Source organism: Streptomyces sp. NPDC059695, assembly GCF_042733785.1.
In the GTDB taxonomy this organism is placed as follows: Bacteria; Actinomycetota; Actinomycetes; order Streptomycetales; family Streptomycetaceae; genus Streptomyces.
Genome location: NZ_JBHWFF010000016.1, coordinates 48,960 through 75,363 on the forward strand (window position 1 = coordinate 48,960; position 26,404 = coordinate 75,363).

The 26,404-nt window shown below is 74.1% G+C and carries 22 protein-coding genes; 12 read left to right on the forward strand and 10 right to left on the reverse strand.

Annotated elements, in window-relative coordinates; genetic code table 11:
- The first annotated feature begins 210 nt into the window (after nt 1–210).
- Nucleotides 211–1,719 carry a glutamate synthase subunit beta gene (locus tag ACFV2S_RS20985; protein ID WP_385561083.1) on the forward strand — a complete coding sequence of 503 codons (1,509 nt, stop codon included), beginning with the start codon at nt 211–213 and terminating at the stop codon, nt 1,717–1,719.
- 82 nt (nt 1,720–1,801) lie between these two features.
- On the opposite strand, the gene ACFV2S_RS20990 is transcribed toward ACFV2S_RS20985, so the two are convergent.
- The gene (locus ACFV2S_RS20990; RefSeq protein ID WP_385561086.1) at nt 1,802–2,191 is read right to left on the reverse strand and encodes a hypothetical protein; all 390 of its coding nucleotides are present in this window, start codon (nt 2,189–2,191) and stop codon (nt 1,802–1,804) included.
- A gap of 278 nt (nt 2,192–2,469) precedes the next feature.
- Here ACFV2S_RS20990 and ACFV2S_RS20995 point away from each other — a divergent pair, with 278 nt between their 5' ends.
- The 4 genes from ACFV2S_RS20995 to ACFV2S_RS21010 all read left to right on the forward strand — a co-directional run bounded on the left by ACFV2S_RS20995 (nt 2,470) and on the right by ACFV2S_RS21010 (nt 5,305).
- Nucleotides 2,470–2,997 carry an ATP-binding protein gene (locus ACFV2S_RS20995; protein WP_385561089.1) on the forward strand — a complete coding sequence of 176 codons (528 nt, stop codon included), beginning with the start codon at nt 2,470–2,472 and terminating at the stop codon, nt 2,995–2,997.
- Between the two features lie 89 nt (nt 2,998–3,086).
- Entirely contained in the window at nt 3,087–3,653 is a 567-nt protein-coding gene (gene sigK, locus ACFV2S_RS21000) for an ECF RNA polymerase sigma factor SigK (RefSeq protein ID WP_385561091.1), read from the forward strand.
- On the forward strand, nt 3,650–4,396 hold the full coding sequence (locus ACFV2S_RS21005) for an anti-sigma factor domain-containing protein (RefSeq protein WP_385561095.1): 747 nt from the start codon (nt 3,650–3,652) through the stop codon (nt 4,394–4,396). The genes sigK and ACFV2S_RS21005 overlap by 4 nt, the downstream gene beginning before the upstream one ends.
- A gap of 222 nt (nt 4,397–4,618) precedes the next feature.
- The gene (locus ACFV2S_RS21010) at nt 4,619–5,305 is read left to right on the forward strand and encodes a response regulator (RefSeq protein ID WP_385561098.1); all 687 of its coding nucleotides are present in this window, start codon (nt 4,619–4,621) and stop codon (nt 5,303–5,305) included.
- Between the two features lie 6 nt (nt 5,306–5,311).
- On the opposite strand, the gene ACFV2S_RS21015 is transcribed toward ACFV2S_RS21010, so the two are convergent.
- A complete protein-coding gene (locus tag ACFV2S_RS21015) occupies nt 5,312–7,042 on the reverse strand; it encodes a GAF domain-containing protein (RefSeq protein WP_385561102.1) in 1,731 nt (576 codons plus the stop codon).
- 142 nt (nt 7,043–7,184) lie between these two features.
- Nucleotides 7,185–8,123, reverse strand: a complete 939-nt coding sequence (locus ACFV2S_RS21020) for a universal stress protein (protein ID WP_385561105.1) — start codon at nt 8,121–8,123, stop codon at nt 7,185–7,187.
- 302 nt (nt 8,124–8,425) lie between these two features.
- On the opposite strand from ACFV2S_RS21020, the gene ACFV2S_RS21025 reads away from it, so the two are divergent.
- Together ACFV2S_RS21025 and ACFV2S_RS21030 are read left to right on the forward strand one after the other, a co-directional pair.
- Nucleotides 8,426–9,046, forward strand: a complete 621-nt coding sequence (locus tag ACFV2S_RS21025; protein WP_385561108.1) for a CBS domain-containing protein — start codon at nt 8,426–8,428, stop codon at nt 9,044–9,046.
- A 22-nt stretch (nt 9,047–9,068) separates the two neighbouring features.
- Nucleotides 9,069–10,058 (forward strand): Acg family FMN-binding oxidoreductase, encoded by a 990-nt coding sequence (locus ACFV2S_RS21030; protein ID WP_385561111.1) that lies wholly within the window; start codon nt 9,069–9,071, stop codon nt 10,056–10,058.
- A gap of 44 nt (nt 10,059–10,102) precedes the next feature.
- Here ACFV2S_RS21030 and ACFV2S_RS21035 read toward each other — a convergent pair whose 3' ends face one another.
- The 3 genes from ACFV2S_RS21035 to ACFV2S_RS21045 are packed head-to-tail and all read right to left on the reverse strand — an operon-like array spanning nt 10,103 to nt 14,352.
- Nucleotides 10,103–12,493: a glycoside hydrolase family 65 protein gene (locus tag ACFV2S_RS21035; RefSeq protein WP_385561114.1), complete on the reverse strand. Its 2,391-nt coding sequence runs from the start codon at nt 12,491–12,493 to the stop codon at nt 10,103–10,105.
- On the reverse strand, nt 12,490–13,302 hold the full coding sequence (locus ACFV2S_RS21040; RefSeq protein WP_385561117.1) for an HAD family hydrolase: 813 nt from the start codon (nt 13,300–13,302) through the stop codon (nt 12,490–12,492). The genes ACFV2S_RS21035 and ACFV2S_RS21040 overlap by 4 nt, the downstream gene beginning before the upstream one ends.
- Nucleotides 13,303–13,311: 9 nt before the next feature.
- Nucleotides 13,312–14,352 carry an alcohol dehydrogenase catalytic domain-containing protein gene (locus ACFV2S_RS21045; protein WP_385561120.1) on the reverse strand — a complete coding sequence of 347 codons (1,041 nt, stop codon included), beginning with the start codon at nt 14,350–14,352 and terminating at the stop codon, nt 13,312–13,314.
- A gap of 173 nt (nt 14,353–14,525) precedes the next feature.
- Here ACFV2S_RS21045 and ACFV2S_RS21050 point away from each other — a divergent pair, with 173 nt between their 5' ends.
- Nucleotides 14,526–15,947, forward strand: coding sequence for an MBL fold metallo-hydrolase RNA specificity domain-containing protein (locus ACFV2S_RS21050; protein WP_385561123.1), 1,422 nt, complete (start codon nt 14,526–14,528; stop codon nt 15,945–15,947).
- 10 nt (nt 15,948–15,957) lie between these two features.
- The gene (locus ACFV2S_RS21055) at nt 15,958–16,626 is read left to right on the forward strand and encodes a CBS domain-containing protein (protein WP_385561126.1); all 669 of its coding nucleotides are present in this window, start codon (nt 15,958–15,960) and stop codon (nt 16,624–16,626) included.
- 56 nt (nt 16,627–16,682) lie between these two features.
- Here the strand turns inward: ACFV2S_RS21055 and ACFV2S_RS21060 are convergent, their stop codons facing one another.
- The 3 genes from ACFV2S_RS21060 to ACFV2S_RS21070 all read right to left on the reverse strand — a co-directional run bounded on the left by ACFV2S_RS21060 (nt 16,683) and on the right by ACFV2S_RS21070 (nt 18,513).
- Complete coding sequence (locus tag ACFV2S_RS21060; protein WP_385561129.1) at nt 16,683–17,198, reverse strand: hypothetical protein; 516 nt, start codon at nt 17,196–17,198, stop codon at nt 16,683–16,685.
- Nucleotides 17,199–17,283: 85 nt separating this feature from the next.
- Entirely contained in the window at nt 17,284–17,463 is a 180-nt protein-coding gene (locus ACFV2S_RS21065) for a hypothetical protein (RefSeq protein ID WP_385561132.1), read from the reverse strand.
- A 189-nt stretch (nt 17,464–17,652) separates the two neighbouring features.
- The gene (locus ACFV2S_RS21070; protein WP_385561135.1) at nt 17,653–18,513 is read right to left on the reverse strand and encodes a universal stress protein; all 861 of its coding nucleotides are present in this window, start codon (nt 18,511–18,513) and stop codon (nt 17,653–17,655) included.
- Nucleotides 18,514–18,802: 289 nt separating this feature from the next.
- Here ACFV2S_RS21070 and ACFV2S_RS21075 point away from each other — a divergent pair, with 289 nt between their 5' ends.
- Nucleotides 18,803–19,660, forward strand: coding sequence for a universal stress protein (locus ACFV2S_RS21075; protein WP_385561138.1), 858 nt, complete (start codon nt 18,803–18,805; stop codon nt 19,658–19,660).
- A 71-nt stretch (nt 19,661–19,731) separates the two neighbouring features.
- On the opposite strand, the gene ACFV2S_RS21080 is transcribed toward ACFV2S_RS21075, so the two are convergent.
- Nucleotides 19,732–20,664 carry a RimK family alpha-L-glutamate ligase gene (locus ACFV2S_RS21080; RefSeq protein WP_385561141.1) on the reverse strand — a complete coding sequence of 311 codons (933 nt, stop codon included), beginning with the start codon at nt 20,662–20,664 and terminating at the stop codon, nt 19,732–19,734.
- 186 nt (nt 20,665–20,850) lie between these two features.
- Between ACFV2S_RS21080 and ACFV2S_RS21085 the strand changes: the two genes are divergently transcribed.
- Both ACFV2S_RS21085 and ACFV2S_RS21090 read left to right on the forward strand, forming a co-directional pair.
- A complete protein-coding gene (locus ACFV2S_RS21085; protein WP_385561144.1) occupies nt 20,851–21,675 on the forward strand; it encodes an SDR family NAD(P)-dependent oxidoreductase in 825 nt (274 codons plus the stop codon).
- Nucleotides 21,676–22,091: 416 nt separating this feature from the next.
- Nucleotides 22,092–26,390 (forward strand): molybdopterin-dependent oxidoreductase, encoded by a 4,299-nt coding sequence (locus ACFV2S_RS21090; RefSeq protein WP_385561147.1) that lies wholly within the window; start codon nt 22,092–22,094, stop codon nt 26,388–26,390.
- The last annotated feature ends 14 nt before the right edge of the window (nt 26,391–26,404 follow it).

The window sequence follows — 26,404 nt, forward strand, 5'->3', positions numbered from 1 at the left end:
CGCGCCGAGCCCCCCCCGCCGCCGCCCCCCCCCCCCGGGCCCCCCGCGCCCGGCGGGGGGGGCCTGCGGGGGCCCCCCCGTCAGGGGAGCATCCGGGGCGGGTCCCGGACCGGCGTCCGCGGATCGCCCGGGAAGGGTCCGGCCGGCGCCTGCGGACGTACGATGAGGTGCGCCCCTCACCGGTCCCCCACGAGCCCCTTCGAGGGCACCATGACAGACCCCGCAGGCTTTCTCCGCATACCGCGGCGACCCGCACCGTCCAGACCACCCGGCGAGCGCGTCGGAGACTGGGCCGAGGTGCACACGGGCCAGCCGCTGCTCCCGGTGGTCTCCGACCAGGCGCGACGCTGCATGGACTGCGGTGTGCCCTTCTGCCACGGGGGTTGCCCGCTCGGCAACCTGATCCCGGAATGGAACGTGTACGCCGCCCACGGCGACTGGGCCGCGGCCGCCGAACGCCTGCACGCCACGAACAACTTCCCGGACTTCACCGGCCGGCTGTGCCCCGCGCCCTGCGAAGACTCCTGCGTCCTCGCGTTGACGGGCGACCCCGTGACGATCAAGAACATCGAGCAGGCCATCGCCGACCAGGCCTGGGCTCGTGGCTATGTGCGCCCCCTGCCACCGGCCCGGCCCTCCGGCCACTCGGTCGCGGTCGTGGGATCCGGCCCGGCGGGACTCGCCGCCGCCCAGCAGCTGACCCGCGCCGGGCACGCCGTCACGGTCTACGAGAGGGCCGACCGTGTCGGCGGGCTCCTCCGCTACGGCATCCCCGACTTCAAGATGTCCAAGGACCGGCTGGACTCCCGGATCGCGCAGATGGAGCAGGAGGGCACGCGGTTCCGCCCCGGCGCCGATGTGGGCGGCTCCGTGGAGGCGGCCCGGATCAGGGCGGAGTCCGACGCCGTGGTGGTCGCCACCGGCGCGACCGTACCGAGGGAAATGCGCTGCCAGGGGCGCCGGTTGGACGGGATCCGGCACGCCATGGAGTACCTGACCGCCGCCAACCGCTCCACGCCGTCCGATCCGGTGCCTCCGTCGCTCTCCGCGCAGGGCAAGGACGTCGTCGTCATCGGCGGAGGCGATACGGGATCCGACTGCCTCGGGACCGCGCTGCGCCAGGGCGCGAGGTCCGTCGTCCAGGTGGACGTCCACCCCCGGCCGGATCACGACCGCACGGCCGACGAACCGTGGCCGCTCGTGCATCCGAGGATCTTCCGGACGTCCCATGCCCACGAGGAGGCTCGGGCCCGCGACGGCGGCGATCCCCGGGCCTTCGCCTCCGTCACGGCCCGCTTCGACGGCGACCCGTCGGGGCGCGTCCGGGCCCTGGTGCTCAGCGAGGTGGAACCCGGCGGCCGGAACCCCCTGCCCGGCACCACCCGCGAGCTTCCCGCCCAGCTCGTCCTGCTCGCGCTCGGATTCCGGGGCCCGCGTCAGGACCCGGGGCTGGTCGGCCCCCTCGGTCTCTCGGTCGGCGCCGAGGGGACCTTCGCCCGTACTCCGGACTTCGTGGCACTTCCGCCGTCCTCGACGTCACGGCCGACGGAGGCGGCGCCCACCGGCGTCTTCGTCGCGGGTGACGCCGGGCGCGGCCCCTCCCTCGTGGTGTGGGCCATAGCGGCGGGCCGGGCGGCCGCCGCCGCGACGGACCGCTACCTCCGCGGAGCCACCGAACTCCCCGCACCGATCAGGTCCACGGATCGCCCGCTCGTGTAGTGCGGGCTCCGGACACGGCGAGGGCGGGGACCGTCGACGACGCGTCGGCGGTCCCCGCCCAGGGGCCGCTGCCCGGGGCTGCTCACCACTTCTGGTGGCAGTCCCAGTGGCCCTTCACCCAGTGCTGCTCCCAGTGGCCCGGGACATAGACCCACCGGGAGGAGTGGCCGTCGTCCCAGTAGCCCTGATGCCACTTCCCGTGCTGGTCGTCATGGCCCCGGTGCCAGCTCTTGTGCGGGACCTGCTTCATCTCCCAGTGGCCCTTGACCCACTGCCTCTCCCAGTGGCCCTGCTTCCACTCGCACCGGTCGTGGTGGTCGCGGTGGTCACCCGTGACGGCAGTCGCGGCGACCGACGGCGCGGCAGGAGCCGCTGCCGCCGCGCCGGACATGCCGAGCGCGGCGCCGCCGGCCAGCAGACCGGACGCCGCCGCACCCGCCACCAGGCGGCGGACTCGTACGAACGTGATCATGGAACACACCTCCTTCGCTCGGATGGACGTGAACGCGCACGGCCGAGAAATCATCGGGCGGCCTGGGGATCCCGTCTCCTGCGACGGTCACCCGCCGGTCGCCTTCCGCTGTGCGTCGTAGGGGGTTCGCAGCCACGGGCGCCCCGGATGAACCGGATCAGGGAAAATTCGCCGTCCCCGCGCCCGGCCCCTTCGTGCCCGTGGCGGTCATCCGTTCGCGGTGCGGCTCCGAACACTCGGAAAGGACCCATCGAGCACGAGCCGTCCAGGGGGCGGTCATGACCACAACCACCGTGTCGGCATCCGCCGTGACACGTCACAGCATCGCGTTGCCCTTCGACCGGGAGGCTCCGGCCACCGCCCGCCACGCCGCCGCACGCTGGTTCGAGGACATCCAGGGCCGGACGGAGCGGACGGCGGACGCCGTACTGATCGTCTCGGAGCTCGTCACGAACGCCGTGCGTCACACCAGGGGGCCCTGCGTGCTCACGGTGACCGTCCACCGGACGCTCGTGGACATCGCCGTCGCGGACCGGAGCGAAGAGCTGCCCCAGACGGCGTGGGAGGCCCCGCTCGACGAGCGCGGCGGCCTGGGATTCCCCTTGATCCGGGGACTGGGCGGCCGGATCACGGTGGTTCCCGCCCTCGGGGGCAAGACCGTGCACGTCGTGTTCGATCTCGATACCGGCGTGAGCCCCGACCCCGACGGGCGGCGGACGGCCCCGGCCGCGGGGACCCGCCCCCCGTCCCCCGTCGGCCGGATCCTCACCCGATTGCCACCGCGGCCCGACACGGGCACGGGATGACGGGCAGAGTCGGGCAGGGGAAGACCCAGGGCACCAGGTCCACGCCTCAGGCTCGGCGAACGACTGACGCAGAGGACGGTGAGCAGCGCTTGCCGCAGGGACGTGCGAACGAGACGGCGGTGGACGAACTGCTGATCCGTTCGGCCCAGGGGGATCACGAGGCCTTCACCGGTGTGTACGACGCGCTCGCCGACGCGGTGATGGGTCTGTCCTTCCGGATCCTCCGGAACGCCGCGCAGGCGGAGGAGGTGACCCAGGATGTCATGATCGAGATCTGGCGGACGGCGGACCGCTTCGAGCCGGCCAGGGGAACCGCGCGGGCCTGGGTCCTCACCATCGCCCACCGCCGGGCCGTGGACCGGGTGCGTACGGCCCAGGCGAGCGCCGACCGGGAGCGGCGGGCGGCGATGCTGTCCGTGCGGCGCCCCTTCGACGAGGTCGCCGAAGCCGTGGAGGGCCGGGACGAGCGCAGGAGGGTCTATCGCTGTCTGGCCCGGCTCGGCCGGGTCCATCGGGTGCCTCTCGTGCTCGCCTACTACGAGGGTCTGACCTACCTCGAGGTGGCCCAGTCCCTGTCCACCCCGCCGGGTACGGTGAAGTCGAGGATGCGCACGGCCCTGCGAAAGCTCCGTGCCTGTCTGGAGGGCGGATCATGACGTCTGCCGAGAACCCGCACGACGCCGTGGGCGCGTACGTCCTGCACGCCCTCCCTCCCGACGAGGAGGCGGCGTTCGAGGACCACCTCGCGGGCTGCGCCCCGTGCCGCCGCGAAGTCGACGAGCTCCGGCAGACGACGGCGCGGCTGGCCGGTGCCGTCCGTGTCACCGCGCCCCCGGAGCTGCGGCGGCGAACCCTCGACAGGATCCGGACGACCCGGCAGGAGCACACCCTCCGCCCCTCACCGCGGCGCGGCCGCGTGCGGAACATGGCCCTGGCCGCATCCCTCGCGGCGGCCGTCGCCCTCGGCGGCGTCGCCCTGTGGCAGCACCGCGAGGCCGAGGACGCCCGCGCCAGGGCCGTCCAGGCCGAGGAGCGGGCACGGGACAGCGGTTCGGCCGTCGCCGAGGTGATCACGGCACCGGATGCCTCCCTGCACACCGAGAGGCTGCCCGGCGGAGCGAGCGCGGCCGTGGTCGTCTCGCGGAGCCAGGACCGGGCGGTGTTCACCGCACGCCACCTGCCGGACCTCGGCGGCGCACGGGTGTACGAGCTCTGGTACGCGGCCGGGAGCGGCGACCTCCGTCCCGCCGGCCTGCTGCCCGGCACCGGGGACCGGGACACCCGGCTGCTCGAAGGGCCGCTCGACGACGCGGTCGCCGTCGGCATCACCGTCGAGCCGGCCGGCGGCTCCGCACAGCCCACCACCGAGCCCCTCGGCATCATCCCCATCCCGAGGTGACGCGCGGCCGGGGGCACGGGCCGCCGCCGAAACCGTTCCCCGGCGGTCGGCCCGCTCGCCCCCGTCTCGGCGGTCGGCCCGCTCGGACCTTCCTCGCGATCGGCCCGCTCGGACCTTCCGTGGGATCGGCCCGCTCGCCCCGCTCGGCGCCCGTGCGGACGCCGCATGACGGACAATCCTTGTGGGGGCGGGTACGAGCCCACCGACCGCAGGGGTCGCCATATGTCCGATGTGCCGGCAGCCGTCACACCCACGCGGGTCTTCCTCGTCGACGACCACGAGGTCGTCCGCCGGGGCCTCCGTGACCTGATCGACGACGAACCCGACCTGGACGTGGTCGGTGAAGCGGCGACGGCGGAGCAGGCCCTGGCCCGGGGGCCGGCGCTGCGCCCGGACGTCGCGGTGCTCGACGTGCGGCTGCCGGACGGCGACGGCATCTCCGTCTGCCGGGAACTCCGCTCCCGCATGCCGGAGCTGGCCTGCCTGATGCTGACCTCGTTCGACGACGAGGACGCCCTGCTCGACGCGATCATGGCGGGCGCGGCCGGGTACGTGCTCAAGCAGATCAAGGGGACCGACCTCGTCGCCGCGGTCCGTACCGTGGCCACCGGGCAGTCGATGCTGGATCCCGCCACCACCGCCCGTCTGATGCGGACCCTGCGGGATCCCGTGACGGTGAAGCCTCCTGAGGACGAGCGGCTCGCGGCGCTCTCCGAGCGGGAGCGGTCCGTGCTCGACCTCATCGGCGAGGGCCTCACCAACCGGCAGATCGCCAAACGTCTCTATCTGTCGGAGAAGACCGTCAAGAACCACATCTCGCGTCTGCTCGGAAAGCTCGGCGTGGAACGGCGCGTGCAGGCCGCCGTCATCGCCGCGCAGGCGCACGACCACGACTCCGAGGCGCCGTAGAGGGTCTCAGCCCCGCTCCTCCGGCAGCGGGATCCGCCACTCCAGTACCGTGCCTCCGCCCGGCTCCGCCCCGGCGTGGACCGACATGGTGCCGCCCAGCCGTTCGGCCCTTTCCCGGAGGTTCCTCAGTCCGCTGCGCGCGGCGTCCCGGGGGATGCCGGTGCCGTCGTCGCTCACCGTCACCGCCAGCACGCCGCCCTCGGCAGCGACCGACACCTCGGTCCTGCGGGCCCTCGCGTGCCGGGCCACGTTGGTGAGCGCTTCCCCGATGACCGCGATCACCGCGTCGGCCGCCTCGGGGGGTACGTCCGTGTCGAGGAGGCCCTCCATGCGCAGCGCCGGGGCGGATCCGAGTGCGGTCGAGGCCTCGTCCACCGCCTTGACCAACCGGTTCCTGAGCTTGGGGGTCTCGGAGGTGTCGTGTTCCCGGAGACCGAAGATGGTCGACCTGATGATCTTGATGGTGGCGTCGAGGTCGTCGATCGCACGGGTCAACCGGTCCGCGGCCTCCGGGTGCTCGACGAAGCGGCGTGCGCTCTGCAGCGTCATCCCGGTGGCGAACAGCCGCTGGATGGCGAGGTCGTGCAGGTCGCGGGCGATCCGGTCCCGGTCCTCCAGCAGGATCACCTGCTCGGCGTCCCGGCGGCGGTCGGCCAGTTCGAGCGCCAGGGCCGCCTGCCCCGCGAATCCGGGGAGGGCGGTGATCTCCGAGCCCGCGAACGGGGGCCGCCCGTGCCGCCGCGCGAGGATGAGCACCCCGCTCAGCCGCTCCTTGGTGCCGACCGTCACGGCCACCGCGGGACCGAGACCCGCCCACCGTTCGGGCTGCACCGTGATGCGCGGCTCGTTCTCGACGTCGACGACCGTGAGCAGGCCCTCGTGCGCGAGGGCTGCCTCCGCCAGGGTTCCCTCGCTGGTCGGCAGGACGACGCCCCGGTGGGCCTCGGCTCCCTCGCCGCGGGCGAGCGAACCGCGCAGTTCGCCGCCGGCGCCCACCAGGTAGAAGACCCCGAGGTCGGCGCCCGCGATGTCCACGGCCTGCTCCAGCATCCCGTCGAGGACCTCGGTCTCCTCCGCGCCCGACAGGAGGGCGCTGGTCATCTCGGAGCTCGCGGCGAGCCACCGCTGCCTGAGGCGGCCCTCCTCGTACAGGCGCGCGTTCTCGATGGCGATGCCGGCCGCGACGGCCAGGGTCGTCACGACGGCCTCGTCCTCGGTGTCGAAGCCGACCCCGCCGCGCTTCTCGGTCAGGTAGAGGTTGCCGAACACCTCGTCGCGGACCCGGACGGGCACGCCCAGGAAGGTGTGCATCGGCGGGTGGTGCGGCGGGAAGCCGTACGAGGCGGGATGCTCGGACAACTCGGCGAGCCGCAGGGGTTCGGGGTGGCGGATCAGCTCGCCGAGCAGCCCGTGCCCGGACGGCAGGTCCCCGATCTGCGCCCGTACGCCGTCGCCGATGCCGACGGGGAGGAACTCGGACAGTCTCTTGTCGTCGCCGATGACGCCCAGAGCCCCGTACTCGGCGTCCACGAGGGTCACGGCCGCTTCCACGATGCCTCGGAGCACCTGGGGCAGGTCGAGTTCCCTGCCCACGGACATGACGGCTTCGAGGAGCCCGTTGAGGCGGTCCCTCGTCCCCCGTACGTCGTCGATGCGCGCCTGGAGCTCGTCGAGAAGCTCGTCGAGGCGCAGCCGCGGCATCCTGGTGCCCGTCGGCCGTGCGCCCTCCCGCTCCATCGCCACCTCCGGCCACGTCCGGCCACGTCACGCGCACGGTCCGCGCACGACGGGCTCTCCTTCACGGTAGTCCCGATGTGCCGGACGCTCTTCCCGACGGGGTGCGTCCCGGCCGCGGTGTGATGGCGATCGGCGGTGCGCGTCAGGAGGTGCTCCCGTGCCCGCGCCCCTGCCGGAGCCCGTGCCCGAGTCCTTGCCCCGGTCCTCGCCTGGGGATGAGCTCCACGGGGCAGTGGGCGTGCTGGAGGAGGCCGAGCGTGGTCCGTCCGATGGTGGGGCCGAGGTATCCGGGCGACCGCCGGCCTCCGAGGACGACGAGGTCGGCGTGGTGCGTCGCGTCGACGAGGGCTCCGGGCACGCTGTGGCTCTTCCGGGCGTCCTCCCGCACCGTGAGCTCCGGGAACTCCTCCCGTACGCGGTCCGAGACCGAGGACAGCGCGCGGACGTGATCACCGGTGGTCTCCTCGCCACCGCCGGGCAGCACGGCCCGTGCGGCACCGGACGCCCCCGCGCCCCCGATGTGCAGCAGCCGCAGGGCGACCTTGCGCAGCACGGCCTCGCGGGCGGCCGCGCGGGCGCAGCCCAGGTCGGCCTCGTCCCGCACCGCTGCCAGGACGGCTCCCGCCTCGGCGGCCTCGGCGGCTCCCCGCACCACGACGACCGGAGTGGTCGCGGCGGCCACGACCTCGAGACCGACCGATCCGAGCAGCAGGGAGGAGAAGCCGCCGACGCCCCGGTGTCCGACGACGATCGTGCCGGTCAGGGCGGCGGCGCGGCGCAGGCTGTCGGGGGCCGTGCCCCCGGTGAGCTCCTGGATGACCGCCAGCTCCGGGTGGCGCGCGGTGACCGCCCGGGCGGTCCGTTCGAGCAGCTCCCGCCCGGCCCGCCGGCTCGCGGTGATCTCCGCCTGGGACAGGAAGGGTGCCGGTGGCTCCGTGTCGGCCGCATGGACGAGGCAGAGGACGCAGGCCCGCAGGGCCGCCTCCCTCGCCGCCCACATCGCCGCCGCCCGAGCGGACGACGAGCCGTCGACACCGACCACGACGCTGCCGGGGCCGGGACGGGCCGTGGTTCCGTCCATGGCTCCTCCTCCCGGGGGTCGGGGACCCTTCCCTCCACTCTGGCATCCGCTCCCGGACGTCCCGAGGGCCGCTGGGTCCAGGGAGGGGGCCGAAGGTCCCCCTCCCCGCCGGGCCGGAGGTGGTTCAGGGCCGGCGAGCCCGTCCGGACCCGGCCGTGGACCGACCAGGTCCCGACGGTGGACCGAAGCGGTCCCGGCGCGGGACCCGTTCGGCCCTCCTCGGTCCCGGGCGCGCGAGGGAGGGTGGGTGAGACGGGACGGCGCACCCTCCGAACCCTCGCCCTCGAACGGGAGGCTCGGCGATGAAGCACATGAAGGTCGGCGGTCTGATGACCGACGGGGTGGTCTCCGCCGTCCCCGCGACGTCGTTCCGGGAGGTGGCGAAGATGCTCGCCGAGCACGAGATCAGCGGGGTGCCCGTGGTCGACGAGGACGACCACGTCGTCGGAGTCGTGTCCGGGAGCGACCTCCTGGCCCGCCGTGAGCTCACCGCCCGGGATCTGATGACCTCGCCCGCCGTCACCGTGCACGCCGAGGAGACCGTGGCGGACGCGGCACGGCTGATGGTGCGTCGCGGGGTTGAGCGCCTTCCCGTGGTCGACGTGGAGGACCGGCTGGTCGGCATCGTGACCCGCCGCGACCTGCTGTCCGTCTATCTCCGCCCGGACGCGGAGATACGGCGCCGCATCCGTGAGGACGTCGTCACGGGGGCCGTGGACCTGCCCGGGGACGCCGTGGACGTGCACGTCCTCGACGGCGTCGTGACACTCGCCGGCCGCGTCCGGCGGCGCGGTCAGGCCCTGGCACTCGTCGAACTCGCCGAACGCGTGGACGGCGTCGTCGCCGTCGTGGACCGGCTGTCCTTCCCCGAGGACGACCGGCCCGCGTCCCCCGCCCGGACCCCGCACGACATCACCTGGTGACCCACCGCAGACAGGACGAACCGTGTCTCCCACCGCTCTGATCCGACCCCTCGTGACCTCGCTGGTCGAGGACGCCGTCACGGCTCCCTCGATGCACAACGCACAGCCCTGGAGGTTCGTCGCCAGGACGGAAGCCGGCGTCATCGAGCTGCACGGCGACCCGGAGCGCGGCATGCCGCGCGGCGACCCCGACCACCGTGCCCTCCACCTCGGCTGCGGCGCGGCCCTGCTCGGTCTGCGCGTCGCCGCCGTGCACCGGGACCTGCGTCCGGTGGTGCGTCTCCTGCCGTCCCCCGGTGACCCCTGGCACTTCGCCGACGTACGGCTCGACGGCCCCGCCGACGCCGACGCCGATCTGGGCGTGCTCCACTCCGCCCTGGCACGGCGGCACACCAGCCGCTTCCCCTTCACGGAGGAACGGATCCCCACCGAGGTGTTCGACGGCCTCCGGGCCGCGGCGCTGCTCGAAGGCTGCCGGCTGGTCGTGCCGGGAGAGTGGCACGCGGACACCGTGATGGGTCTCGTCCACGCCTCCGAGCTGTTCGAGTCGGCGGACGACGCCGTACGCGCGGAGATCGCCGCCTGGACGCGCACCGGTGCGGCCGGTGAAGGCCCCGACACCGAGGGGATCCCGTCGTACGCGCTGGGCCCGCGGCAGTACGACGTGACCTCGCCGGTCAGGGACTTCGACTCACCCCGGCGGGTGCCCGGCCGTGACGCGGCACGCTTCGAGAAGAGGCCGCAGATCGCCCTCCTCGGCACCACCGGGGACACCCCGGAGGAATGGCTGAGGGCCGGTCAGGCGATGCAGCGCGTCCTCCTGCGGGCCACCCTCGACGGCCTCGCCACCTCCCTCATGTCCCAGCCCCTGGAATGGCCCGAACTCCGTTTCGACGCACGTGATCCCAGCTCGGCGATCGGTTTCGTCCACATGGTGTTCCGCCTGGGCTACGGCCCGCAGGGGCGGTCCACGCCGCGTCGGCCCGCGTACGAGGTGCTCACCTTCGACTGACCTCCTCTCGTCCGCGGGACCGGGGCTCACCGGGGAGACGGGGGTCACCGGCGGAACCAGCGCTCCTGACCGGGTTCGACGGTGAACCGCCCGCCTCCGGGGCGCTCGATGGTGAGCGGGCCCTCGGGCGAGGCGGGAACCCGAATCGCGAACCGCCCGGGGAGCATCCGCAGCCGGACCCCCCGATGACGGCCGCAGCACAGGGTGAAGGTGAAACGCGGGATCTCCGCCAGGGCGACCGGTGCCACCCGCAGCCCTCCCGGCACCGTGTCCAGGCCGGTGATCCCGCGTTCGACGAGGTCGATCGTGCCGGCCATCGCGCCGAGGTGGATGCCCTCCCCGGTCGTACCGCCCTGGACGTCTGCCACGTCGGCGAGCAGGGCCTCCTCGCAGTACCGCCAGGCGTCGGCGCCCCGCTGCCGCGCCAGCACCCAGCCGTGCACGAGGCTGCTGAGCGTCGAGCCGTGGCTGGTGCGCCGCAGGTAGTACGAGACGGTCGCACGCCACGTCTCGTCGTCCAGCGCGTAGCCGAGCCGGCCGAAGAGGCCGTTCAGCTCCTCGGGCCGGAAGAGATAGCCGAGCATGAGGGTGTCGGCCTGTTTCGACGCCTGGTAGCGGTTGACCGTGTCGCCCTCGGCCTCCAGGATCCGGTCGAGTCTGCGGATGTCCCCGTACCGGGTCCGGTACGCCTCCCAGTCGAGCTCCGCCAGGTCTCCGTATCCCTCGAACTGGCTCACGACGCCCTGGTGGAACGGCACGTACAGGCGGCGGGAGACGTCCTCCCAGCGCGCGAGCTCCCCGTCGTCCAGGTTCAGCCGCTCCGAGAGCTCGGAGCGGCGGGCCCCGGGCAGTTCGCCGAGCACGTCGAGGCCGCGGGCGAGCACCCAGGCGGCGGTCGCGCTGGTGTAGGCGTTGTCGTCGATGCCCGGGGCCGCGGCATCGGGATAGGCGTCGTGGTACTCGTCCGGTCCCACGACCCCGCGGATCCGGTAGCGCCGCAGGGCCGGGTCGTAGACGGCGGCCCCGGCCCAGTGCCGGGCGACCTCCAGGAGGATCTCCGCCCCCTCGGAGTGGAGGAACCCGCGGTCCCCGGTCGCCTGCGCGTACCGCCAGACGTTGAACGCGACGGCGGAGCCCACATGGCGCTGGAGCCGCGAGTGGTCGGGCAGCCAGCGCCCCGAGCGCGGGTTGAGGTGCAGGGCCTGGGTCTCCTCCCGGCCCGAACTCGCGCTCTGCCACGGGTACATGGCTCCTTCGTGACCGGCTCGCCGAGCGGCCTCGCGCGCAGCCGGCAGTCGGCGGTACCGGTACATGAGCAGCGCCCGGGCCACCTCGGGGAAGTGGAGGTCGAGATACGGCAGGACGAAGAGCTCGTCCCAGAAGACGTGCCCCCGGTAGGCCTCGCCGTGCAGTCCGCGCGCGGGCACGCCCACGTCGAGATCGGCCGTGTGCGGGGAGAGCGTCTGCAGCAGGTGGAACACGTGCAGCCGCAGGATGCGGCCCGCCTCCCCGGGCACCTGCAGCTCGCCCTGCTCCCAGACGCGCCGCCAGGCCGCCGTGTGGGCGGAGAGCAGCCGGGGAAAGGCCGGGGCGCGGGTGATCAGGTCGGTGGCGGCCGCGAGCGGGTCGGCGGCGGGCCGGTCCAACGACGTGCGCAGCACCAGGGTCTTCACGACCGTCGCCGAGCGGCGGGGAACGACCGGCAGACGGTACGTCTGCACGGTGCCGAGGGAATCGGCCGTCTCCAACGCGGGCCGGGCGGGGCGGGTGACCGTGCGCACGGCCATGGCGATCCGGATGCCCGGGTCGACGGTACGGCAGGAGATCCAGGCGACGCCGCCGGAGTCGAATCCGGTCCGGTGGCCGCCGAGATGGCGCCCGTCGAGGTGCCGGTAGCGCTCGACTCCGCCGTTGGTGACGTTGCCGTCGAGGACGGACCGCACCTCGACGGCGCCCTTCCAGCCGTAGGCGCGGAACAGGGTGCGCTGGGCCGCCACACCGGGGTCTCCCATGTGCACGACGCGAACGTGGCTGACGCGCAGCCCCCGCCCGCGGGCGTCCTCGTAGAACAGGCGTCGTGCGAGGACTCCCGCACGCAGGTCGAGGTGCACCTCGTAGCGGCGCAGTTCCTCCGCCTCGGGAGTGAGCCAGTCGCCGGGGGGACCGTCGTCCGGGAGGCAGCGGTAGCGCAGCAGCGTCCAGTTCGGGAGGTTGACGAGGTCCTCGTTCTCGACCTGCTGCCCGGCGACGGTCGAGGTGAGCCGGTCGTAGCAGCCGGCCAGATAGGTGCCGGGGTAGTGCGTGGTTCCGGCCGTGCACTCGGGTGCGGAGCCCCGGGTGGCGAACCGGCCGTTGCCGAGGGTGCAGAGGGCTTCGACCAGCGGCTCGCGTTCCGGGTCGTACCGGTCGTACCTCCACGTCCAGCCCGCGCTCATCCGTGCTCACCCCGGACGCGCCGCACCAGTGCCGTCAGATCGGGGACGACCAGATCGGCGCCCCGCTCCCGCAGCGGGGCCGTGTTGCTCCGCAGCCCGGTGCGGTCGACACCGACGACCAGGCCGAAGCCGCCGCGACGCCCCGCCTCGACCCCGGCGAGGGCGTCCTCGGCCACGGCGGTCTCGTACGGGCGGCTTCCGAGCAGGGCCGCGGCCCGCAGGAAGAGGGCGGGGTCGGGCTTTCCTGCGAGGCCGAGCCGGGCGGCGTCCTCGCCGTCCACGATCACGGCGAGGAGATCCGCGAGTCCCGCCGCGCGGATCAGCGCCCGGGCGTGCCGGGAGGCCGACACGGCCGCGCACCGCACGCCCGCCGCGCGCAGGGCCGTGAGGGCCGGCCGGCTGTCGCCGAAGGCGGGGACGCCCGCGGTAGCGAGGAGGGCGGCGAAGACCTGCTCCTTGCGTGCGGCGACGGCCCAGACGGTGGCGCAGCCCGGCGCGTCCCGGGGCGTTCCCGTGGGCAGTCGGAGGCCCCGCGCGGTCAGGAAGGCCGCCGCCCCGTCGTAGCGGGGTCTTCCGTCGACGAACCTGCGGTACTCGGTGTCGGCGTCGAAGGGCGGCTGCTCCTCGCCCGCCACGGCGTCCAGACAGGCGTCCAGCGCCTTCTTCCAGGCCGCCGCGTGCAGACCGGCGGAGTCGAGGAGCACACCGTCCGTGTCGAGGACGAGGGCCCGGAGCGAACGGGTTCCCGGGGTGCGACGGTCCCCCGGAGCGGTCCGCTCCGGACGGACGTCGCCGCCGCCGCCGCTCACCGGCGTGCCCTATGCCTTGCCGAGCGTGACCTTGAGGGCGCCGGTGTCCGCCGCGCGTCCGAAGACGTCGTACGCCTCCTCCATCTGCCCCAGCTCGAACCGGTGGGTGATCAGGGACGAGGACGGGAGCCGGCCGGCAGCCGCCATGCGCAGCAGCAGCGGCGTGGACGAGGTGTCCACGAGACCGGTGGTGATGGTGACGTCCTTGATCCACAGGTCTTCGAGGTGCAGCACCGCGGGCTTGCCGTGGACGCCGATGTTGGCGACCGTGCCCCCGGGCCGGACCATCCGGGTGCACATCTCGAACGCCTCCGGAACGCCGACTGCTTCCATGACGACGTCGGCGCCGAGGCCCTCGGTGAGGTCGGCGACCAGCTGTTCCGGCTCCTCGGCGGCGTTGACCGTGGCGTCCGCGCCGAGGGCGCGTGCGGCGGCCAGCCGGGACTCGGCCAGGTCGACGGCGACGACCCGGCCGGGGCTGTAGAACCCGGCGGTGACGACGGCGGCGAGACCGATGGGGCCGGCGCCGACCACGACGACCGTGTCGCCGGGGCGCACGCCGCCGTTCAGGACGCCGACCTCGTAGGAGGTGGGGAAGATGTCGGCGAGCAGGACGGCGTCGGAACCGTCGATCGAGTCGGGCAGAGGGTGGACGGAGAGGTCGGCGAAGGGCACGCGGACGTACTCGGCCTGGGTGCCGTCGACGAGGTGGCCGAGGATCCAGCCTCCTCCGCCGCGGCACTGTCCGTAGCGGCCCTCGCGGCAGAACCGGCACCGGCCGCAGGCGGAGATGCAGGAGACCAGGACGCGGTCCCCGGGCCGTACCGAGCGGACGTCGCCGCCGGTCTCGACCACCGTGCCGACCGCTTCGTGTCCGAGGACCCGGCCGGGGGTCACCTCCGGCACGTCCCCCTTCAGGATGTGCAGGTCCGTGCCGCAGATGGTGACGGCGTCGACCCGCACGATCACGTCGGCCGGGTCCTCGATGCCCGGGTCGGGTACGTCCTGCCAGGCCGTCCGGCCCGGTCCCTGGAAGACGAGTGCCTTCATGGCGCCCACCCACTTCCTTCGCGCGTCTCTGCGTCCTCGTCCACCAGGCTCCGCCCGGTGCGGGGACGGCACATGGGCCGGTCGGACCCCCGATGCACCCGTACGGACTCTCCGGTCGGGCCCGGCCGGATGCGAGGGTGGAGACGGAGACACCTTCCGAAGGAGGGCCGGCCATGCCCGAGGCAGCCCCGAACCCCACGCCCCCGCGACCGGCGCTGCTCAGCTTCCTGGGCGGGGTGGGCACGGTCACGGGAAGCAAGTTCCTGGTCGAGAGCGACCATGCGCGGATCCTCCTCGACTGCGGTCTCTTCCAGGGTTTCGCGCCTCTGCGGCGGCGCAACCGGGAGCGGTTCGCCCGCGACGCCGGGGACGTCGACGCCGTGGTCGTCACCCACGCGCATCTGGACCACTGCGGCTATCTGCCGCGCCTGGTGCGGCAGGGATTCCGGGGGCCGATCCTCAGCAGCGCCCCCACCGCCCGGCTCGCCGGGATCGTGCTGCGCGACAGCGCCCGGCTCCAGGGCGAGGCCGCCCGGCACGCGAACGAGCACGGCTGGTCGAAGCACCGTCCGGCCGAGCCGCTGTACGACGACGCGGACGTCGAGAGGACGCTGTCGTTCTTCGACCCCGTCCCGGTCGGCGCCGACGTGGAGATCATGACCGGGACCACGCTCAGACTCCACCACGGCGGGCACATCCTCGGCTCGGCGTGGGCCCACCTCACGCTGGAGGACGGCCACACCCTCGCCGTCTCCGGCGATCTCGGACGGCCCGGACACCCGCTGCTGCTGCCGCCCGAGCCGTTCTCGGGCGCCGACGTCCTGCTCGTGGAGTCCACGTACGGCGACCGTCGTCACGAACAGGACTCCGGGAGGTCCGAGTTCGCCGCCGTGATCGCGCGGACCCTCGCCCGGGGTGGCACCGTCGTCGTCCCCGCCTTCGCGCTCGACCGCACCGAGGTCGTGCTGCACGAGCTGGGCCGGCTGCGCGAGTCCGGCGTCCTGCCCCGGTCGGTCCCCGTGTACGTGGACAGCCCCATGGCGCTGGCCGCGCTGGACGTCTACCGGGACGCCGTACGGGCGCGGTCCGCGGAGCTCCGGCCGGAGGTCCTCGCCCGGGGCGGGTCCGCGCTGAGTCCCGAACCGTTCCTCGCCGCCAGGACCGTGCAGGAGTCCATCGACATCAACAGCGCGCACGGCCCCGCCGTCATCGTCTCCTCGGCCGGGATGGCCACCGGCGGCCGCGTCCTGCACCACCTGAACCGACTGCTCCCGGATCCGCGCAACGCGGTCGTCATCGTCGGCTTCGCCGCCGCCGGGACCCGGGCGCGGGACCTGGTGGACGGGGTGCGGGCGCTGAAGATGTTCGGCGCGTACGTGCCGGTGCGCGCCGAGGTCGCCGACGTACCGCACTTCTCGGCGCACGCCGACGCCGGACAGATCGTCGACTGGCTGCGTGACGCCCCTCCCCCGCACACCACCTACCTCGTCCACGGCGAACCGGCGGCGTCCGCCGCCCTGCGCGACCGCATCGACCACGAACTCGGCTGGACGGCCGTCGTCCCCCGCTCGGGAGAAGCCGTCCTGGTCCGCTGAGGAGGGCGCCATGACCACCCGACCGTTCACCGTCGCCGACGTGATGACCAGGAAGGTCGTCGCCGTGCTGCCCGGCGCGGACTTCAAGGAGATCGTCGCCGCCATGGACCGGTGGAAGGTGACCGCCGTGCCCGTCGTCGAGGGCGGGGGCCGCGTGGTCGGAGTGGTCTCCGAGGCGGATCTGCTCCTCAAGGAGGAGTTCCACGACCACCGCCTCGGCCTCGTCGAGCAGATGCGGCACCTCGACGCGACCGCCAAGGCCGGCTCCCGCCGTGCCGGGGACCTGATGACCTCGCCCGCCGTCACGGTCGCCCCCGAGGCGTCGCTGCCCCGGGCCGCGCGCCTGATGGCCGCCCATCACGTCAAGCGGCTGCCGGTCGTCGACGCGAGCGGCGCGATCCAGGGGATCGTGAGCCGCGCCGACCTCCTCAAGGTCTTCCTCCGCCCGGACGCCGACCTCGCCGCCGAGGTGCGCCGGGACGTGGTCGAGCACCTGTTCCCGCTCTCCGACCGGAACGTCGAGGTCCGTGTCGACGCAGGTGTCGTGACGCTGTCCGGCGAGGTCCGCGACACCGCGCTCATCCCTCTCGCGGCGCGTCTGGCCCGGGCGGTCGAGGGCGTGGTGGACGTACGGTGCGACCTCACCGCCCGGGGCCGGCCGCGGCCGGGCCCGGGGTGACCGCCACGGCCGGCAGGGAGTCCCGGGGCCGGCCCGTTCGAGGGGCGCGGGGAGGGTCAGTCGTCGTCGCTCCCCGCGCCGCTGCCCCGGCGGGGACGCCCGGACCATACGGGTTCCACCTGTTCCCACTCCCGTTCCCAGGCCGCGAGCCGCCTGCCCTCGGCGCGCCGCCGGACGAGGAGCACCACGCCCGCACCCGTCACCCCGATGACGCCTCCCACCGCGAAACCTCCCGAGAGGGAGGTGAGGGCGCGGTCCGCGGCGCTGCCCGGCGGCCGCGCCGGGACGCCCGCGTCGTCCACCCAGATCGGCACGGCGCGCCCCTGGGGCGTCCGGGGCGGGACGTAGATGCTTCCGGACCGGCGGACGTGGACGGGCTGCTCCCACACCGCCGGCGCGACGGCCTGCGGCTTCATCCCGAACCGGGCGGCGGCCGGCGGTTCCCTGGCCGGACCGGTGGTGGTCGCCTGAACCCGGTGACGGTGGACGGCGAGTTCACGATCGGCCCTGGCACCGGCGTACCACAGCAGCCCGGCGGCCAGGACACCGCAGATCAGGGCGCTCACCAGCACGAAGACCAGGGCCGCGCGCCCGGAAGGCCCCTTCGGCTGCGCAGCGGCCCCGGCTCCTGGGGACTCCCGGCGGGACATGGGTGGCCTACGGTTCCACGGCACCGCGGAGGGGGGCGGTGCCGCGTCGCGTTCCGATGGGACGGGCCCGTGCCCGGATCCGTTCCGGCTCGCGGAAGTCGCCGCCCCTGCCCCGGCTCACCTCGTGCCCGCGCTGCCGGTTCACCCGGTGCCGGCTGTGCCCGCGCTCCACGTTGCCTCCGGTCATTGCTCTGCTCCTCGTGTACGGGGCGGCAGATGCCCTCTCGTTCCACTGTCCCGCCCCCGGGCCGGAAGCGCCCAGTGCCGAGCGGGGCACAGGCCCCGGGGCCGGTCGGTCCGTGGGCGGGCGGGACCGTTCGGCCCATGCCGGCCGCCGCGGTCGCCGTACGCGTCCGCGGGCGCCGGCACGCGGTCGTCAGGGGTGCCGGTGGGGTACCACGGCGACGGGGCACGCGGCGTGGTGCAGGACCCGGTGGGCCACCCTGCCGAGCTCCAGACCGACGAGCGCGTCCCGGCGGCGGGCCCCGACGACCACCAGGTCGGCGGCGGCGGAGCGCTCGGTCAGCACCTTGCCGGCCGGCCCCTCGACCGTGTGCCGGCGCAGGCGCACCCGCGGATGCTCCGACGCGGCGGCCTCAAGGGCCTTGTCGAGCGTTCCGGGCGGTCCTTCCCCGACGTGGTCGCCCCCGCCGCCGCCCGGCGCGCGGGAGGGCCGTCGCCAGGCGAGGACGACGTCGAGTTCCGCGTCCCGCACGGCTGCCTCGCGGAAGGCGAACCGCACGGCGGGCGAGTCCACGTCGTGCTCGCCGACTCCGAGCAGGACGCGCTCGTGGCGTGCCTCCAGGGACTGTCGGTCCCCCCTCACGACGACGACCGGGCAGTGGGCCCGGGCGGCCACGACGAGCCCGACGGACCCGAGCAGGAGTTCGGCGAACCCACCGCGTCCCCGGGACCCGACGACCACGGCCATGGCGCTCTCCCCTTCCCGGAGCAGGGCGGTGGAGGCGTCCTCGCCGAGGACGTCCGTGGTCACGGGGAGAGCGGGTGCGCGCAGGCGGACCCGGCCGGCGGCGGTGGCGACGACGCTCTCGGCGAAGATCTGGCCCGAGGGCCGGTCCGTGGCCGAGGTCGGCGCGACCCCCTCGTACCGCTCCCACAGCGAGGCGTGCACGATCCGCAGGGGGCGTCCGTGCCGTAGCGCCTCGTCGACGGCCCAGTCCACGGCCGTGAGGCTCGCGTCGGACCCGTCGACTCCTACCACCAGGGGCGATTCCACCGCGTCCACCACCTTCCAGGTCGTGACCCGACGTGGTGCCTGTATCGCGCGGTGCACGGCTCGAAGCCGCTTCTCCGGGTCCTTGGAGCGACCCCCTCACCTCCAGGAAAGCACCGCCGTCGGGTCCCTGCCAGGGCTGTCCGGTTCTCGAAGTGCCCCGTCCGACCCTTGTCGCCGGGGAGCCGTCCGCACCACCCTCGTAGTGTCCCGGGGCCGCGGTGACGCTCGCCGGTTCCGCGTCCGGGGCCAGGCTTCCCGCCTCTCACACCCCACGAGGGGGCACACGATCATGACACGGAACATACTGGTCGGCCTGGACGGCACGGAACAGGCGAAGACCGCCGCGGAGTGGGCCGCCGAGGAAGCGCTGCTGCGTGACGCCCGGCTGCGTCTGGTGCACGTCCAGGAACCGGTGCCGGAGGCCGTGGTGTCCTTCCTGGTGGGAAGGACCGAGGAGGCGTGGGCCGAGGAGATGCTCGCGCGCACCGCCGACGGGCTGCGCGGGCGCCACCCCGGACTCACGGTGACCACGGAGGTGCTGCCCACGGATCCCGTGCCGGCTCTCGTCGCCGCGGCCGAGGAGAGCGAGCTGCTGGTTCTCGGCTCACGGGCCCTCGGCAGCGTGGCCGGCTACCTGATCGGCTCAGTGGGCCTGTCGGTCGCCGGTGCCGTCGAGCGGCCCGTCGTACTGGTGCGGGCAGCCGGCGGAGCGCGCCCTCCTCAGGGGCCGGTCGTCGTCGGCACCGACGTCCGGCAGCCGGTGGACGCCGTCCTGGCCTTCGCCTTCGAGGAAGCGGCCCTGCGGCGCACCGGGCTGCACGCCCTGTACGCGCTGCAGCTCCCGCTCTCAGCGGGGTGGGGACCCGCCGTGGTCCCCGACATCCACCTTGCCGTGGCCCCGGAGATCAGGCGTTCGCTGGAGGACCTGCTGGATCCCTGGCGCGCGAAGTACCCCGACGTCGAGGCCACCGCCGGTGTGGCGGTCCGATCGGCCGGCCCCGAACTCGTCGGGGCCGCCGGGGACGCCTCGCTCGTGGTGGTGGGCCGGCGCACGCGTCGATCGGCGCGGGGCGCGCACATCGGCAGCGTGGCCCACGCGGTGCTGCACCACAGCCCGGTGCCCGTGGCCCTCGTGCCCCACACCTGAGTCCCCGATCGGGCGGTGCTCGGCGGGACGGCCCGTTCCGGACGGGGACGCGGTGCGCGCGGCCGGGGCTGTCAGCCGGATGCGATGAGGCGGTCGCGGCAGGCCACCGCGACGGCTTCGGCGATTCCCGGCATGTCCGGCCGCCAGGTGGGGTTGCAGTTCACCTCGCACACGCTGAAGGAACCGTCCGCCTCGAAGAGGAGGTCGACGCCGGCGACGCCGAGACCGATGGCCTGCGCCGCCGCGACGGCCAGCGCCTCCGCGGCCGGATGACGACCGGTGCGGACGGCGTGTGTCCCGCCCTGCGCCAGGTTGGAGACGAGGCGGCCGTCACCGGCCGTGCGCTCGGCCGCGGCCACGGCCCGGCCGTCGACCACGACGACGCGTAGGTCCCGGCCGTGGGAGTGGGCGACGTACCGCTGGAGGAGATAGGGATGACGGTCGTCCAGACTCCCGGCCACGGAACGCAGCGCCGTGCCGTCGGCGGCGAGGAAGACCCGTCGACCGCGGTGCCCGCGCACGGCCTTCACGACGCACGGCTCCGGCACACCGGCGTCGAGTACGTCCTCCAGGGGCGCGTCGGTGTGGGTACGGGTGTCGGGGACGGGGATGCCGGCCGCGGCGAGCTGCTGGAGGTGCCAGAACTTGTTCACGGCCGCCAGGACCGCCTCGGCGGGGTTGATCAACCGCGTGCCCATCGCCTCCAGATGCCGGAGCAGGGTGATCTCCCTGTCGGCCGACACGCGTGGCGTCGACAGACGGGCGTACGCCACGGCGGGTGCGGCGAGGCTCCGCCCGGTGGTGTCGGCCAGGGTGAGCCGTCCGCCTTCCACACCGAGGACCAGTCGACTGCCGTGGACGACCGTGGCCCGGTGTCCGAGCTCCGCCTCGAAGGCGGCGATGAGCGACGAGGTGACCGGGCCCGGTGTCCGGCCGCCCCCCGCGCGCGAGCCGAGCCCGGGACACAGCAGCAGCCACGCGTGTCCTTCGTCCACCGACGCCATGCCGGTCCCTCCGCCCACGGGCCTGTGCCGGTCCCGACCGATGATAGGGCGAGCAGGCGGAGCAGGGACACGTGACGGCTCCCCAACCGCCCTTTTCCGCAGCGTGGTTGGCATGGGCCCCGCACGCGTCCCGCCTAAGATCATCGGGACGGCGGACGGCGTACGAGACACGGAGAGGCGGCGGACATGGCGGACGAGCGCGTGTACCTGGTGACCGGGGGCGGAACGGGGATCGGGGCGGCGACCGCGCAGTCCCTGACCCGGGAGGGACACAGGGTGGCGGTGTCCGGACGGCGCCCGGAGCCGCTGCGGCTGGTCGCCGAGGAGACCGGCGCCCTGCCCGTGCCGTCGGACATCGGGGACCCGGCCGCGGTGACCGCGCTCGTCGAGACGGTGCTCGGCACGTACGGGCGGCTCGACGGTCTGGTGCTCAACGCCGGCATCGGGCGGGGCGGCGGGGTGGGAGAGGTGACCCAGGAGGACTGGGACGACGTCATGCGGACCAACCTGACCGGTCCGTTCCTGCTGCTGCGAGCCGCTCTGCCGCACCTGCTCGACGCCCGCGGCGCGGTGGTCGCGGTGGCCTCGGTGTCCGCCCTGCGCAACGGCGTCGGGAACGCCGCGTACGCCACCTCCAAGGCGGCGCTGCTGCAGCTGTGCCGCTCGCTCGCGGTCGACTACGGCAGCGCCGGGCTGCGCGCCAACACCGTGTGCCCCAGCTGGGTGCGCACCGACATGGCCGACCGCCGGATGAACCGGTTCGCCGAGGAGGCGGGCCTCGACGGGAACGGCCTGGAAGCGGCGTACGACGAGGTGACCCGGGTCCTGCCCGCCGGGCGGCCCGGTGAGCCGCACGAGGTCGCGGAGGCCATCTCCTGGCTCCTGTCGCCCGCCGCCTCCTTCGTGAACGGTGCGGTGCTCACCGTCGACGGCGGCGCGACCGCGCTCGACCCGGGCACCCTGGGCTTCGGGTTCCGGCTGGAGCCCCGCACCCCACGGGGGCTGGGATGACGTACCGGCACGCGTCCCCGCGGGCACCCGAGGACGCATGTGCCGGGCCGGTTCGTGCACGACTCTGGCGTACCCGACCGGCCCGGTGGCAAGGTGAACCGCACGCGGCCCTCCGCCCCGCTCCCCCGCGGTCGTGGCCGTCGGCCCCGCTCCGCGTCCCCCGTGGGAGCCCTGGCCGCGCCTGCCTCCCGGCTCCCCACGGGAGGCCACAGGCGTGCGCCCCGTGCGATGCCGTCCCAGGAACGGGGGACGGGCACCGCGCCTCGTCGGCCCGGTGCTCACGGTCGTCCCCCTGCCGTGGTGCGGGTGGTGTAACCGCGTGCGTGACGGCGACGTGATCGTCCGGAAACCGGGACTTCCTACCGTCTGAGGCGTGGGTGTCCGCCCACCTGGTTCGTCGAGGGGGAGGGGTGCCGGTGGCGTCGCCGGACTCAGGGGCCGAGGCCGTACGGACGGTCTGCTCGTACTGCGGAGTCGGCTGCGGGATCGTTCTCGACGTCTCCCGTGATCCCGCCACCGGCCTGCGCCGCGCCGTGAAGGCCTCCGGTGACAGGAGCCATCCGGCCAACGCCGGCCGCCTCTGCACCAAGGGCGCCACGAGCGCGGACATGCTGGCCGCGCCCGGGCGCGCCACGACCGCCCTGGTCCGCGCGGAGCGGGGCGGCGAGGCGGTCCGGTCGGACGTCGGCGCCGCCGTCACCGGGGTCGCCCGGCGGCTGCGCGCGATCCTGGACGAGCACGGACCCGACGCGCTGTCCTTCTACGTGTCCGGCCAGATGTCGCTGGAGGCGCAGTACCTGGCGAACAAGCTGGCCAAGGGCTTCGTCCGCACGAACCAGATCGAGTCGAACTCCAGGCTGTGCATGGCGTCCGCCGGGTCCGGCTACAAGCTGTCGCTGGGCGCGGACGGTCCCCCCGGCTCGTACCAGGACTTCGACCGGGCCGACGCGTTCTTCGTCATCGGCGCCAACATGGCCGACTGCCACCCGATCCTCTTCCTGCGGATGATGGACCGGGTGAGGTCGGCCGGGGCGAAGCTGATCGTCGTCGACCCCCGGCGCACCGCCACCGCCGCCAAGGCCGACCTGTTCCTGCAGATCAAGCCGGGTACGGACCTCGCCCTGCTCAACGGGCTGCTGCACCTGCTCGTGGAGGACGGGCACGTCGACGAGGCGTTCGTCGCCGAGTTCACCGAGGGGTGGGAGGCGATGCCCGCCTTCCTCGCCGACTACCCGCCGCCCCGGGTCGCCGAGATCACCGGCATCCCCGAGGCGGACCTCCGCACGGCCGCGCGGTGGATCGGCGAGGCAGGCGCGTGGATGAGCTGCTGGACCATGGGACTCAACCAGTCCACGCACGGCACCTGGAACACCAACGCGCTCGTCAACCTGCACCTGGCCACCGGCGCCCTCTGCCGCCCCGGCTCCGGGCCCTTCTCGCTGACGGGTCAGCCCAATGCCATGGGCGGACGGGAGATGGGCTACATGGGCCCCGGCCTTCCCGGACAGCGTTCGGTCCTCGTCGACGCCGACCGCGCGTTCGTCGAGGACCTGTGGCGAATACCGGAGGGATCCCTGCGGACCGAGGTCGGGCGCGGCACCGTCGAGATGTTCGAGCGGATGGCGGCCGGGGACATCAAGGCCTGCTGGATCATCTGCACCAATCCCGTCGCGTCCGTCGCCAACCGCAGGACCGTCATCACCGCGCTGGAGGCCGCGGAACTCGTCATCACCCAGGACGTGTTCGCCGAGACCGAGACCAACGCCTACGCGGACGTGGTCCTGCCCGCCACGCTGTGGGCGGAGTCCGACGGCGTCATGGTCAACTCCGAACGGAACCTCACCCTCGTCCAGGGCGTGGTCGACCCGCCCGGCCAGGCCCTGCCCGACTGGCGGCTCATCGCCGACGTCGCCTGCGAGATGGGCTTCGCCGAGGGCTTCACGTACGCCTCCGCGGAGGAGGTGTTCGAGGAACTGAAGCAGGCCTGGAACCCCGGCACCGGCTGGGACCTGCGCGGCGTCGGCTACGAGAGGCTGCGCGCCACCCCGGTGCAATGGCCCGCCCCCGACGCCGACGGCCCCGACCGCAACCCGGTCCGCTACGTGAACGACGGTGTCAGTCAGTCGCTCCTGGAACGCGCGGACGGCACCCGGCCCCGGCTCGCCTTCCCGACGCCGAGCGGCCGCGCCCGGTTCTTCGCCCGCCCTCATCTCCCGGCGGCCGAACTTCCCGACGACGACTATCCGTTCGTCCTCAACACGGGACGCCTCCCGCACCAGTGGCACACGATGACCAGGACGGGGAAGGTCGCCAGGCTCACGAAGCTCGACTCCGGCCCCTTCGTCGAGGTCCACCCCGAGGACGCGGCCGCGCTCGGCCTGGCCGAGGGCGACCGCGTGGAGATCGCCTCGCGCCGCGGGCGCGCGGTGCTGCCCGCCGTGGTGACCGACCGGGTCCGGCCCGGGAACTGCTTCGCCCCCTTCCACTGGAACGACCTGTTCGGCGAGTACCTCAGCATCAACGCCGTCACCCACGACGCCGTCGACCCGACCTCCTTCCAGCCGGAGTTCAAGGCGTGCGCGGTGACCCTCGCGAAGACGGCCGCTCCCCTACGCGTCGCGCCCCCGGAGCCGCAGTCGTCCGATGAGCAGCTGCCCGCCTCCCCGCCCCCTGCCGCGACCGGCGGGCCGCGCGGGGACGTCGTGACCGCGCTCGCCGGTCTCTTCGGCGTCGCCGACCTCGCCCCTCCGCCCTTCACCGAGCCGGAGCGCCGCTACCTCGCCGGTTTTCTGTCCGGGCTGGCCGGCGCTTCCGCCGACGGCCGGGTCCCCGTCCTGCCGGTGTCCGCGCCCTTCGCGCCGGAGCGTGGTCTGTGGGTCGACGGTGTCCTCGCCGGGATGTTCTCCCGGGATGCCGACGCACCGGATCCGTCCCCGGCCTCGTCCGTCGCGCCGACGGCGCCGCCCGGACCGGCCGGGAGCGGACCCCGGGCCGCCCCCGCGCGCCGCCTGCTGGTCGTCTGGGCCTCCCAGACCGGGACCGCCGAGGACTTCGCCGCCGCCCTGGCCGGCCGGCTGGCCGGGGCCGGGCATGCGCCGGCCCTCGTCCCCATGGAGAGCGTCGACCTGGTGGAGGTCGGCCTCGACACCGACCTGCTGGTCGTGACGAGTACGTTCGGGGACGGGGACGCCCCGGACAACGGGGCCGCGTTCTGGCAGAGCCTGGCCTCCCCCGACGCCCCGCGCCTGGACGGCGTCCGCTTCTCCGTCCTGGCCTTCGGCGACTCCGCCTACGACGACTTCTGCGGCCACGGACGGCGGGTCGACGAGCGCCTCGCCGAACTCGGCGCCACCCGCCTCCACCCCCGTACCGACTGCGAACCCGACCACGAGGAGAGCTCCGAGGCCTGGCTCACGGCTCTCCTCCCCCTGCTCTCCACCGCCACTGCCGAGTCCGGCTCCGGCTCCGGCTCCGGGTCCGGGTCCGGGTCCGGGTCCGGGTCCGGGTCCGGGTCCGGGTCCGGGTCCGGGTCCGGGTCCGGGGATGTGAAGAGCTCCGGGGAGGTGAAGGGCTCCGGCACGGCGCCGTCCGCGCCGTACACGAAGGCCTCGCCCTTCCCCACCCTCCTCATCGGCAACCGCCTGCTGAGCCTGCCGGGCTCCCAGAAGGAGGTGCGTCAGTTCGCCTTCGACACCCGCGGCGGCGAACTCGCGTACGAGGCGGGCGACGCCCTCGGCGTCTGGCCGGCCAACAGCACCGGCCTGGTCGCCGAGTGGCTGGCCCTGACGGGACTCCACCCGCACGAGCCGGTCGACGTCGGCGCCCCCGGCCCTCTTCCGCTGGCGGAGGCGCTGCGGACTCGGTTCGACATCACGCGCATCACGCCCGACCTGCTGAGGTTCGTGGCCGACCGCACAGGGAGCGTCGATCTGCGGCGGCTCCTCCGTCCCGGCAACAAGGACGAGCTGGCGAAATGGAGTTGGGGCATGCAGATGGCCGATGTGATCGGCGGCTTCCCGGTACGTGCTTCCGCCGACGAGTGGACCGGTGTCCTCAAACGGCTGCAGCCGCGCCTGTACTCGATCTCCTCCAGCCCCCTCGCCCACCCGAGCGAGGTCCGGCTCACCGTCTCCGTCGTCCGCTACAGGAACGACCGCGGCCGGGACCGCACCGGCGTCTGCTCGGCCTACCTCGCCGACCACGCCGACGACGGCCCCGTCCAGGTCTTCGTCCGGCGTTCCCCGCACTTCCGCCCACCGGCCGACGCCGCCGCACCCATGATCATGGTCGGCCCCGGCACGGGCGTGGCGCCCTTCGTCGGCTTCCTCGAGGACCGGCTGGCCCGCGGCCACACCGGGCGCAACTGGCTGTTCTTCGGGGAGCAGCGCGAGGCCACCGACTTCTACCACCGTGAGGACCTGGAGGCCCACGTGGCCTCCGGCCACCTCGACCGGCTCGACGTCGCCTTCTCCCGCGACCGGCGCAACAAGGTCTACGTCCAGGACCGGATGCGCGAGCACGGCTCCGCCGTCTGGTCGTGGCTCCGGGACGGCGCCCACTTCTACGTCTGCGGCGACGCCACCCGCATGGCCGAGGACGTCGACCGGACCCTGCGCGAACTCATCGCCCGCCACGGCGGGATGAGCGACGAGGAGGCGGCCGCCTACGTCAAGCAGATGGCGGCCGAGAAGCGGTACGTCCGCGACGTGTACTGAGGCCGGGGCGCACG